The following is a 9,369-nucleotide window of genomic DNA, read 5'->3' on the forward strand; positions in this document are numbered from 1 at the left end:
GTCGTGGCCTGGGTGGTGCCGGCAGAGCCGGCACGCCCCGTCGGCCCCGATCGCGCCGGGTTGCGCGACGTGCTGCGTGACCCCAATCTGCTGCGGCTCGACGTGGGCGTGCTGGTGCTGCACACGGTGCAAATGGCGATGTGGATCGCCGTCCCCGGTTTATTGCTGGGCGCTGGTTTGCCCAAGGCCCACCACTGGCAGGTCTATTTGCCGGCGCTGCTCGTGTCGTTCCTGGTCATGGGCGGCTTGCTGTTTCGTCTGGAGCGCCGGGGGTACCTCACCGCCGTGTTACGCGGTGCCATCGCGCTGCTGCTGGTGGCGCAGCTGGGGCTGACATGGGTGGCACACGCGGAGGTCGCGAGTGTGCTCACGCTGGGCGCATGCCTCGTGGTGTTTTTTCTGGGCTTCAACACGCTGGAAGCCAGCCAACCCAGCCTGACGTCGCGGCTTGCGCCCGCCCATGCGCGCGGCGCGGCACTCGGCGTGTACAACACGCTGCAGTCGATGGGGCTGTTTGCCGGTGGCGCCGTGGGCGGCTGGCTGCAATCACAATGGGGCCCCAGCGGTGTGATGCTTGCTGGCGCGGGTTGCTGCGCGCTGTGGCTGGCCATCAGCTGGGGGCTACGCGCGCCGGCGCCCAAGCCGGTGGCGGTCCAGTCGTCTTGAAGGCAGGAAAGCTGTGCCTCCCCGCATCGGGGGATGGTCGGCACCAGCGAATCGGGCACAATCGACGACATCGACGGTCACCCCTACGCAAGGACACCCCATGGCATCGGTCAATAAAGTCATCCTGGTCGGCAACTGCGGCCGCGACCCCGAGATTCGCTACCTCCCCTCCGGCCAACCCGTGGCCAGCGTCAGTATCGCCACCTCCAGCCGCCGCAAGGACCGCAACACCGGCGAGATGGTCGAAGACACCCAATGGCACCGCGTCACGTTTTATGACCGCTTGGCCGAGATCGCCGGTGAATACCTGAAAAAGGGCCGTCCGGTGTACGTGGAGGGACGGCTCAAGTACGGCAAATACACGGGACAAGACGGCATCGAGCGCAACACGGTCGACATCATCGCCACCGAGCTGCAACTGCTGGGCAACCGCGAAGGGCTGGGCGCCCCCGCCGACGAGGGCGGCATCGCGCCCCGGGCGGCCGCACCGGCACGCGCGGCGGCGGCACCAGCCTCCAGCGCAGGTCGGCCCGCTGCCCCCACCACCCCGGCGCCCGCAGCCAGCGGGTTCGAGGATATGGACGACGATATTCCTTTCTAGGAATATCCAACGGGGGCGTTGGCATGATGCCCCTGTCTGGCTGCGCTTCACTTGACCAGCGGCCGGACATGGCTGAAGCCCCCATCGACCGGCAGCACATGGCCGGTGATACGGCTGGCAGCGTCTGACAGCAGCCAGGCCATGGCTTGCGCGACCTGATCGGGTGTTTGCACGCCGCCGAGCGGATATTGCTTGCCCGCGCCTTCACGCATCGCCGGGACTTTGAGCATGCCCGCCGTCATCGGCGTGTCGGTCATGCCCGGCGCCACCGCGTTGACCCGTAGCCCCAGCCCCGCATAGGTGGCCGCGGCGCTGCGCACCAGCCCTTCGACCCCGGCCTTGGCCGCGGCAATCACCTCGTGGTTGGCGACACCAACGCCAGCGACCACCGAACTCACCAGCACGGCGGCACCCGGCGCCTGCGCTGCGCGGCGCGACTCGATCCACGCTTCAGTCATGGAATAGCTCTCCAGTGGTGGGGCGGCTCGCCGAATGGCGACGAACCAGGGCCCAGTACGCCGAAAACGATCGGCAGCGCACGGCGGGCTCGGGCCAGGGGACCGGCGGTGGTGGCAACTTTAGGGCCGCCCAGGCCGGCGCGCTCAGGTGCGCGTCATGCCAGCCGCGCACGCTGCGGGCAGCCCGCAAGGCCTCGGCCAGCTCGGCCGCCGGCGCGAACCAGCGCAGCGCAGCGAGGCGGTACAGACGGGTCGAGACGAAGGCCCAGCGCCGTTGCGACCACGGCCAGCGCGCATGCCAGTCGGCGTCGAGCACGGCCACGGGCAGGCAACCCGCCGGTGGGTCGGCCAGCGACCACGGGTGGACCAGCCAGACGTCCTGCCCCGCGACCGCAGCCGGGTCGGGCGCACCGTAGCCGCCTTCGAGCGGGTACGGGAAACGAGGCGGCTCCGACACTCTCGGGTGCGCGCCGGGCTCAGGCGGCAGCGCCGTGCCGCTGCGGGCCAAGGTGTCGAGCACGGCGTAGGACTGGTCGATGGCGGTACCGACGCTGTGCCAGTCGGGCGGCGCGTATTGGCCACATTGTCGGCGTTGAACAGATAGGGCTTGGCGCTCGCCGTGCCTGCCACCCATTGCCAGGAGAGATGGTTGCTGCCCAAATCGCCATCGAGCAGGTGCGCAACCATCCAGTCGGCACCCGTGCGCCAGTGCACTTTGCGAATGTGCACGAGGTAGGACGCCAGCCACATCCGCGTGTGGTTGTGCAGATAGCCGGTCGCGTAGAGCGTGCGCACCGCCTGGTCGATGACCGGCACGCCGGTGGCACCGGCCCGCACGTCTTCGGGCACGGCGGTGCCATACGCGGCATCGGGCAAGGGGCCGGGGTGCAGCGATTCCAGAATGCGCTCGCCGTCGTGCCGCCAGGCATGGCGGAAGAAGGCGCGCCAGCCCAGCTCATGCATCAGCTTGTGGGTCAGCGGCAGGCGATGCGCGGTGCGCAGCGTGTCGACCACCTCGGCCAGCGCCAGCAGTCCGTGCGTCAGGTATGGCGACAGCCGGGTGACCGCGCCGTTCAAATGGTTGCGGCTGCGCGCATAGTCAGCGGGGCGCACCGCGGCAAGCCGCGCGCGGGCCGCCTCGACCGTGGGCGGGAAGTCACGCGGGACAGCGGGCATTGCGGCAGACGGCATGCCCTGGATTGTCGCGCGGTGCGATTGCCCCTAGAGCGGCTGCAGCCAGACCACGCCAGCTCGACCAGCGGGTCTGACAGCCCTCTGTCAGCGCTGTCATGACAAATCGCGTGCCGTTGGTCGAGGGTGGCGCCGGAATGATCACAAGCGACTGATTTACAAGAATTTTTAACCGTTGGCACAGACCGGCACGCCTTTTGCGTTCGTGTCATGCAAGGTGGTGTAGTCAGCTACAGCACCAGCTTTCGGTCAAGGAGCATCCATGGACATGATCGGCCTTTATCCCACGTGGTTCGAGCCAGGGCTGGGCAGCGGTTGGATCGTCGGCATCATCGCCACCGCGCACGTGTTGTTCTCACACACATCGGTTGGCGCCGCGATCTTTTTCGCCTGACTGGCCAACTACGCCTATCGGCACGACAAGCCGCAGTATCTGGAGTTTGTCCGACGCTACGGCTTGTTCCTGCTGGTCTTTAGCTACGTGCTGGGCTCCATCACCCGGCCTGGCATCTGGTACTCCACCACCGTGGCGAGCCCGCGTGGCATCTCGGCCCTGATCCACACATTCGTCTGGATGTGGGCCACCGAGTGGGTGGTCTTCGTCATCGAGGTGGTGGGCGTGTACATGCTGGTCTACCTCGTGGGTCGCGTGGATTGCCAAACCCACACCCGCATCGCGTTGGTGTTCGGCCTGGCGTCTTACACCACGATGCTCATCATCGTGGGCATCCTCAGCTCCATGATGTGGCCGGGCAAGGCCGAATGGGCCACAACCGGCGGTGTGCTCAACGCCTTTTACGGTGGCAACACGTTCGCACAGCTGGGCATGCGAGCTCCCTTCATGTTCGCAATCACCGCGGTGGTGGACGGCATCGTGACGGCGCGCTTCGAGGATGCGCAGCTCAAGCGTGACATCGCCCGCAAACTCTCGGTGCTCGGCATCGTGGCGACGCTGGCCGGCGCAGCCATGCTGCAGTGGTACCTGGCCACGCTGCCCGAGTCGGCCGGGGTGGTGCTGGAAAACCGCCTGCCGGAACACTTTCCGCTGGCCATGGCGGTGGCCGTGGGCGCGGCGCTCGTGTACTTCTTGGTCAGGTATATGCAGCCCCGCGCGCTGGTGTCGTCGGTCGCCGCGGCCATGACGGTGGTCATCCTGGTGGCGGGCTTGTGGCCCGAAGAAGTCGCGCGCGAATCGTTGCGCAAACCTTGGGTGGCCGGCCAGTATGTGTACTCCAACCAGGTGGTGGGCGCGGATGTTCCCAGCGTGGGCGTGCGCTCGGAAATCCCCACCATCGAGGCGCACGGTTTTCTCAAGACGCACATCTTCGTGCCCGAGAAACTGCGCACCATCGACGACGGCAACCGGGTGGAAGCGGGTCGCCTGTTGGCACTGACGACCTGCGCCAACTGCCATTCGCTGACCGCTACCGGGATGCACCCATTGCAGCGCTACTTCGGGCCCGGCCACAGCGAGCGCGACGTGGCCGAGTATCTGCAAGCCGCGCTGGCGGGCGGCAACACGCTGTACATGCCGCAAATCCCGCTCAACGACGACCAAGCGCGCGCCCTGGCCGCTTGGATTCTGAGCACGATGTCCGGACAGGGCGCTGCGCAGGCCGCAGCCCAACCCACGATCCGCACGGAGTGACGCCATGACACCCGAAATGCTATATGCCCTTCGTGACCAAGCGGGCGTTCCCGCGCACCCACTGATCTTTCTGGTGCTGGGGGTGCTGACCTTTGCGCTGCACATGGTGGCCGTACAAGTGATGTTGGGCGCCAGTGCGCTGACGCTGCGCGGGGCGATCAGTACCGATGCCTCTTGGCGCCGCCTGGCCGCCGCCATGTTGACTACCGCCAAGATCGCCGTGTCGGTGGCCATCGTGCTGGGCGTGGCGCCGCTGCTGTTCGTACAGGTCATCTACGACCCGTTCTGGTACACCTCCAACGTGCTGTCGGCCTGGTGGGTGATCGGCTTCATCGGCTTGCTCATCGTGGGCTACATCGCGATGTACGCTTTCTATTGGAAGAACCCCGATCTGGCGCAGATGGGGGGCGCGCGACGGGATGGATGGTGCTGTCGGTGCTGGCGCTGCTGGGGGTGGGCTTCATCGTGCACAGCCTGACGTACCAGGCGCTGTTTCCCCAGGCGTGGATGGCATGGTACGCCCCTGGTGGCACGGTGGACCCGAGCGGACGTAGCCTGCACCTGTGGCACCTGCCGCGCTTTGGCTTCTTCATCGCGCTGTCCGCACCGGTGGCGGGGGCGTGGCTGCTGGCCTATCGTCGCTACCTGCAAGGCGCGCAGGAGCCAGATACGGGCTACCTCGCGTTCCTGCTTCAGCTGGGGCAGCGCATGATGCGGGTCGGTGCTGCCGTTGCGGGTGCGCTGGGAGCGCTGTGGATGGCGACGCTGCCCCCGGAGATGGCGTGGTTTGCCACGTCGCCGTGGATGGGCGTCGGCGCACTGGCCGTGCTGGCGTTGCTGCTGCCAACGCTGCTGCGTACGCAGCTCGACGGTGGCTGGAGGGGTTACACCGCGTTCGGGGTGGCGACCCTGGCCCTGATCGCGCTGGCCAGCGCGCGCGAAGCGCTGTGCTACTTCACGCTCACCGGTGCCCATGGCTACGACGCGCTGGACTACCGCGTGCAAATGGACTGGTACAGCACAGTGCTGTTCTTCTTCACCTTCGCCGCATTGGGCGGGGCCGCGCTGGGTTATTTCCTGACCGTGGCCTGGCAGGCCGGGCAGCACCGCGGGCCCCAACCGTACACGCCCCCTGCCGCCGTCACGCGTCTGGGTACCTGGACCATCGGCCTGCTGGTCGCGTGGACGCTGGCCTATTTCGGCGTGGGCTTGTGGGTGTGGCTGCGCTGATCCTGACGGAGGTAGACAGATGAATACGCCCCTCAATACCAGTCAACGCGCCCGCCGCTTGGAAGCCATCGCGGTCGCACTCGGGATCGTGGTCGTCACCGCCGGCGCAGGCGGAGTCTCGCTCATCGCTCGCGCGACCGCCACCGCGGCCTCCGCGGCAGGGCTGTCCGCGCAGGCTACCGCCGCGGGCGCTTCCCCCGCTGCGGCGACCAATACGGGTAGCACCCCAGTCGCTCCTCCCGAGCCGTCACCCGCACTCAACCCCCAGCCGGTGCCGGCCGACGTCATGGCCCACACCTGTGCGGCCTGCCATGGCACCCACGGCCAGCTGGGGGACGAGTATTTCAAACCACTGGCGGGCATGCCGGTGGAGCAATTCGTGCGCACCATGATCGATTTTCGCGAGGGTCGGCGCCCTTCGACCCTGATGGGCCACGTCGCGCGGGGCTTCACCAACGCCGATATCGAGGCGATGGCGCAATGGTTCGCCGCGCAACCACCCGCCCCCTTGGCCGCGCGCGCCGACAAAGGAGCCGCATCATGAACCATCCCGAATCCCTGTCCAGCCCCCAGCGGCGCGCCTGGCTGGGGCACATGCTGGGCCTGTTGGCCGCGTGCTCGGCACCGAGTCTGGCCTTTGCCCAAGAGCGCGCCCATGTCGTGGTGGTCGGTGGCGGTGTGGGAGGTGCCACCACGGCCAAGTATCTCAAGCTGTTCAACCCCGCGCTGCGCGTCACCCTCATCGAGCGCCACCCCGTCTACATCCGCCCTTACGGATCGTCGGAGGTGCTCAACGGCCACGTCACCATGGCCGACCTGGAGGTCCGCTACGACACGCTGCGCGAGCGCTACGGCATCGAGATCGTCATCGACACCGTCACCGGGCTCGACGCAGCGGCGCGCGTGGTCACCACCGCCGGGCGGCGGCGCATCGGCTACGACCGCCTGGTCGTCTCGCCCGGCATCGAACTGTTGTACGACGCGTACCCGGGCTACTCCGAAGCCGTGGCGCGTACTGCGGTGCCCTCGGGCTGGATCCCGGGCGAGCAGACCGCGCTGCTGGCACGCCAACTGCAAGGCATGCGCCCGGGTGGCGTGTTCGTGCTGGCCGCACCCCCCAACCCCTACCGCTGCCCGCCGGGTCCGTACGAGCGCGCCGCGCTCATGACCGAATGGTTCATGACGCACAACCCCACGGCCAAGGTCATCATCGTCGACCCGAAAGACGCCTTCGTCACCGACGAAACGATGATGTTGGGCTGGAACCGGCTCTACCGCTTCAACCTGCCCGACGATTACGCCAAGCGCATGGCCACCAAGGTGGAAATCCAGCGACACCCCGGCCCCGGCATGCTGACCTGGGTGCGTGGCAAGGAAGGGGGCCGCCCGCTGCGCATCGACGGGCGGCGCATGCGCATCGAAACCGAGGGCGAGACCATCCAGGCCGACGTCATCAATGTCATTCCCCCGATGCGCGCGGGCAAGTTGGCCGCCACGCTGGGCTTGACCGACGGCAGCGGCTTTTGCCCCGTCGATCGGCGCACCTTCGCCTCGACCATGGTGCCGCAGGTGCACGTCATCGGCGACGCCAGCATCGCCGACGCCATGCCCAAGAGCGGCTTTTCGGCCAACACGCAGGCCAAGGTGGTGGCCCGCGCCATCGTCGAGGAGCTGGCCGGCCGCCCCGCCCCCGAGCCGCTGTGGGAAAACACCTGCTACGCCCTGGCCGGCAAAGACTATGGCCTGTTCGTGGCCGATGTGTTCAAGATCGTGGACGGCAAGATCGCCCGCATCAACGGCGCATCGCGCTATCTGCCGCTGGATGCGTCACCGATGCAGATCAAGCTCGGCGCGCGCTACCAGCAGGCGTGGCTGCGCACTTTCACCCAAGACTGCTTTGCTTGATGGAGTCTGCCATGACCACCCGATACATCCGCTCGTGGGTCGGTTTGGCCGCCGGTCTGGCCGCTTGGTTGCCCATCGCTGCCCTGGCCAGTGCGCCGGCGCCGGCACCTGCGCCCGCATGGACGCCCGCCAGCCTGCGCGCCGCGCTGGCCGAACTGCCACCCGGGGACACCCAGCGGGGGCGCCGCGTGCACGAGGAGCTGTTTTGCGCCTCCTGTCACGGTGGGCAGGGCCAGGCGCCCACGTTCAACTGGCCGCACACCGCCAGCCAACGCGCCACCTACACCGCCAAGATGCTGCTGGATTACCAGCGCGGCCTGCGCCGGGACAACCGTGGCGCGCAACTGATGCACGACGTGGCGGTGGCCATGACGCCGCAGCAAATCGCCGACGTGGCGGCGTACTACGCCAGCCTGCCCGCCCCGCACGATGCCGTCACGCCGCGCCCCGGCGCGGCCAGTGCCGAAGCGGAACAGGCCGCGCTTCGCTTGGTCACGAAAGGCGACCCCGCGCGCCTGATCACACCGTGCGCGAGCTGTCACGGAGTCAAGGGCCAGGGCGGCAAGTGGGAAGCCCCCGCGCTGGCCGGTCAAAACCCGCTGTACTTCGTGCGCACCATGCTCGACTACCACGGCGGGCAGCGCACCAACGACGCGGCCAAGGGCATGCGGGTGTTCGCACAGCGCCTGACCGCCACCGAAATCGACGCGCTAGCGCGCTACTACGCCGACCTGCCTCGGCAGCGTTGAGGAGACACGCGCGGGAATGCGGCTTAGCTGCAGCCGTTGTGCCGCTTCCACATCTCCTCGTGACCGATGGCCTTGGCAAATGCTGGCACTTCGCAGCGCTGGCGCTCCGCGGCCGAGGACGCGCCGGGCGTGGGCTGCAAGCCCATCTCCTCCAGCGTGGCCATCTCGTCGAAACCTTGCAGCGGGCCGGTGCGGTCGACCCAGTTTTTGGCGGCGACCGTCAGGCCCGCGAAGGCCACCAGCACCAGCGCCTGGGGCAGCGACAAGCCCCACCCCCGCGCCGAGGCGGGCACTTCGCACACGCCGCCCGGGCATAGCTGAGCCTTTTCGCGATGGAATACGTTGTAGAGCCGACAGCCCAGGCAAATGCCAAAGGCGGTCTCGAAAAACATCAGCAACAGACAAGCACCGCAGATGAGCATATTGGCCGGCCCCATGTAGCGGTTGAGCACCATGAGGTACAGCATGGCCAGGCCCAATAGCAGCCCCAAACCCCACGCAAACCGTTTTTGCGCCCCGCCCACCCACTCTGGCGTCTGGTGGCGCACGATCCAGCCGCCCACGATCATGCTGGGCGACCAACGCGGGCTGAGCACGCGCAGCGTCATGTCCACCAAAAACACCACGATGAACCACCGGGTGTACTGAAAGTTGCCCAGCAGAAACGAGTGCATGAACGACACCACGGCCGGGAAGAACAGCAGCCCGGCCGCAGCGCGCACCTGGCGCTCGCTGACCACGGGCACGGGATAGCCATCGACCACCTCACCAAACGCCAACCAACGGTTCATCGCAACACCCTGGGGGATGTCCTGTTTTTTGTGTGTGGGGCGGTTTCTGAATCTGTCCTCGTGTCGTTCAGCGTGGTGCGAGGGTGAAGCGGTCGCCGTATAGTATCGCGAACTGGTTCATCGCCGATTT

12 protein-coding genes are annotated in these 9,369 nt (G+C 67.4%); 9 read left to right on the forward strand and 3 right to left on the reverse strand.

Annotated elements, in window-relative coordinates; all coding sequences use genetic code 11:
• Positions 1-666: MFS transporter (locus Q0716_RS02915; protein ID WP_299019479.1), on the forward strand; the 666-nt coding region annotated here is incomplete at its 5' end.
• A 100-nt stretch (positions 667-766) separates the two neighbouring features.
• Complete coding sequence (gene ssb / locus Q0716_RS02920; protein WP_299019481.1) at positions 767-1,267, forward strand: single-stranded DNA-binding protein; 501 nt, start codon at positions 767-769, stop codon at positions 1,265-1,267.
• Positions 1,268-1,314: 47 nt separating this feature from the next.
• On the opposite strand, the gene Q0716_RS02925 is transcribed toward ssb, so the two are convergent.
• Positions 1,315-1,725 (reverse strand): SDR family oxidoreductase, encoded by a 411-nt coding sequence (locus Q0716_RS02925; RefSeq protein WP_299019483.1) that lies wholly within the window; start codon positions 1,723-1,725, stop codon positions 1,315-1,317.
• Between the two features lie 144 nt (positions 1,726-1,869).
• The gene (locus Q0716_RS02930; protein ID WP_299019485.1) at positions 1,870-2,916 is read right to left on the reverse strand and encodes an FAD-binding domain-containing protein; all 1,047 of its coding nucleotides are present in this window, start codon (positions 2,914-2,916) and stop codon (positions 1,870-1,872) included.
• A gap of 262 nt (positions 2,917-3,178) precedes the next feature.
• On the opposite strand from Q0716_RS02930, the gene Q0716_RS02935 reads away from it, so the two are divergent.
• From Q0716_RS02935 to Q0716_RS02965, 7 genes are all read left to right on the forward strand, one after another.
• Positions 3,179-3,310 (forward strand): hypothetical protein, encoded by a 132-nt coding sequence (locus tag Q0716_RS02935; RefSeq protein WP_299019487.1) that lies wholly within the window; start codon positions 3,179-3,181, stop codon positions 3,308-3,310.
• A 63-nt stretch (positions 3,311-3,373) separates the two neighbouring features.
• A complete protein-coding gene (locus Q0716_RS02940) occupies positions 3,374-4,564 on the forward strand; it encodes a cytochrome c (protein WP_299019488.1) in 1,191 nt (396 codons plus the stop codon).
• 4 nt (positions 4,565-4,568) lie between these two features.
• Positions 4,569-5,042 carry a hypothetical protein gene (locus Q0716_RS02945; RefSeq protein ID WP_299019490.1) on the forward strand — a complete coding sequence of 158 codons (474 nt, stop codon included), beginning with the start codon at positions 4,569-4,571 and terminating at the stop codon, positions 5,040-5,042.
• Positions 4,988-5,794 (forward strand): hypothetical protein, encoded by an 807-nt coding sequence (locus tag Q0716_RS02950; protein WP_299019491.1) that lies wholly within the window; start codon positions 4,988-4,990, stop codon positions 5,792-5,794. The genes Q0716_RS02945 and Q0716_RS02950 overlap by 55 nt, the downstream gene beginning before the upstream one ends.
• A gap of 19 nt (positions 5,795-5,813) precedes the next feature.
• Positions 5,814-6,338 carry a hypothetical protein gene (locus Q0716_RS02955; protein WP_299019494.1) on the forward strand — a complete coding sequence of 175 codons (525 nt, stop codon included), beginning with the start codon at positions 5,814-5,816 and terminating at the stop codon, positions 6,336-6,338.
• Positions 6,335-7,699, forward strand: coding sequence for an NAD(P)/FAD-dependent oxidoreductase (locus Q0716_RS02960; protein WP_299019496.1), 1,365 nt, complete (start codon positions 6,335-6,337; stop codon positions 7,697-7,699). The genes Q0716_RS02955 and Q0716_RS02960 overlap by 4 nt, the downstream gene beginning before the upstream one ends.
• Before the next feature lie 11 nt (positions 7,700-7,710).
• Positions 7,711-8,448, forward strand: coding sequence for a c-type cytochrome (locus Q0716_RS02965; protein WP_299019498.1), 738 nt, complete (start codon positions 7,711-7,713; stop codon positions 8,446-8,448).
• 23 nt (positions 8,449-8,471) lie between these two features.
• On the opposite strand, the gene Q0716_RS02970 is transcribed toward Q0716_RS02965, so the two are convergent.
• On the reverse strand, positions 8,472-9,239 hold the full coding sequence (locus tag Q0716_RS02970; protein ID WP_299019500.1) for a DUF4395 domain-containing protein: 768 nt from the start codon (positions 9,237-9,239) through the stop codon (positions 8,472-8,474).
• Positions 9,240-9,369 lie beyond the last annotated feature (130 nt).

It is taken from the genome of uncultured Tepidimonas sp. (assembly GCF_938045175.1).
In the GTDB taxonomy this organism is placed as follows: Bacteria; Pseudomonadota; Gammaproteobacteria; order Burkholderiales; family Burkholderiaceae_C; genus Tepidimonas.

Bases quoted from the DNA above. Each gene is read 5' to 3' on its own strand.
- Q0716_RS02955 (WP_299019494.1), top strand. From the start codon at position 5,814: ATGAATACGCCCCTCAATACCAGTCAACGCGCCCGCCGCTTGGAAGCC.
- Q0716_RS02950 (WP_299019491.1), top strand. From the start codon at position 4,988: ATGGTGCTGTCGGTGCTGGCGCTGCTGGGGGTGGGCTTCATCGTGCAC.
- Q0716_RS02930 (WP_299019485.1), bottom strand. From the start codon at position 2,916: ATGCCGTCTGCCGCAATGCCCGCTGTCCCGCGTGACTTCCCGCCCACG.
- Q0716_RS02970 (WP_299019500.1), bottom strand. From the start codon at position 9,239: ATGAACCGTTGGTTGGCGTTTGGTGAGGTGGTCGATGGCTATCCCGTG.
- Q0716_RS02925 (WP_299019483.1), bottom strand. From the start codon at position 1,725: ATGACTGAAGCGTGGATCGAGTCGCGCCGCGCAGCGCAGGCGCCGGGT.
- Q0716_RS02945 (WP_299019490.1), top strand. From the start codon at position 4,569: ATGACACCCGAAATGCTATATGCCCTTCGTGACCAAGCGGGCGTTCCC.
- Q0716_RS02965 (WP_299019498.1), top strand. From the start codon at position 7,711: ATGACCACCCGATACATCCGCTCGTGGGTCGGTTTGGCCGCCGGTCTG.
- Q0716_RS02935 (WP_299019487.1), top strand. From the start codon at position 3,179: ATGGACATGATCGGCCTTTATCCCACGTGGTTCGAGCCAGGGCTGGGC.
- Q0716_RS02960 (WP_299019496.1), top strand. From the start codon at position 6,335: ATGAACCATCCCGAATCCCTGTCCAGCCCCCAGCGGCGCGCCTGGCTG.
- ssb (WP_299019481.1), top strand. From the start codon at position 767: ATGGCATCGGTCAATAAAGTCATCCTGGTCGGCAACTGCGGCCGCGAC.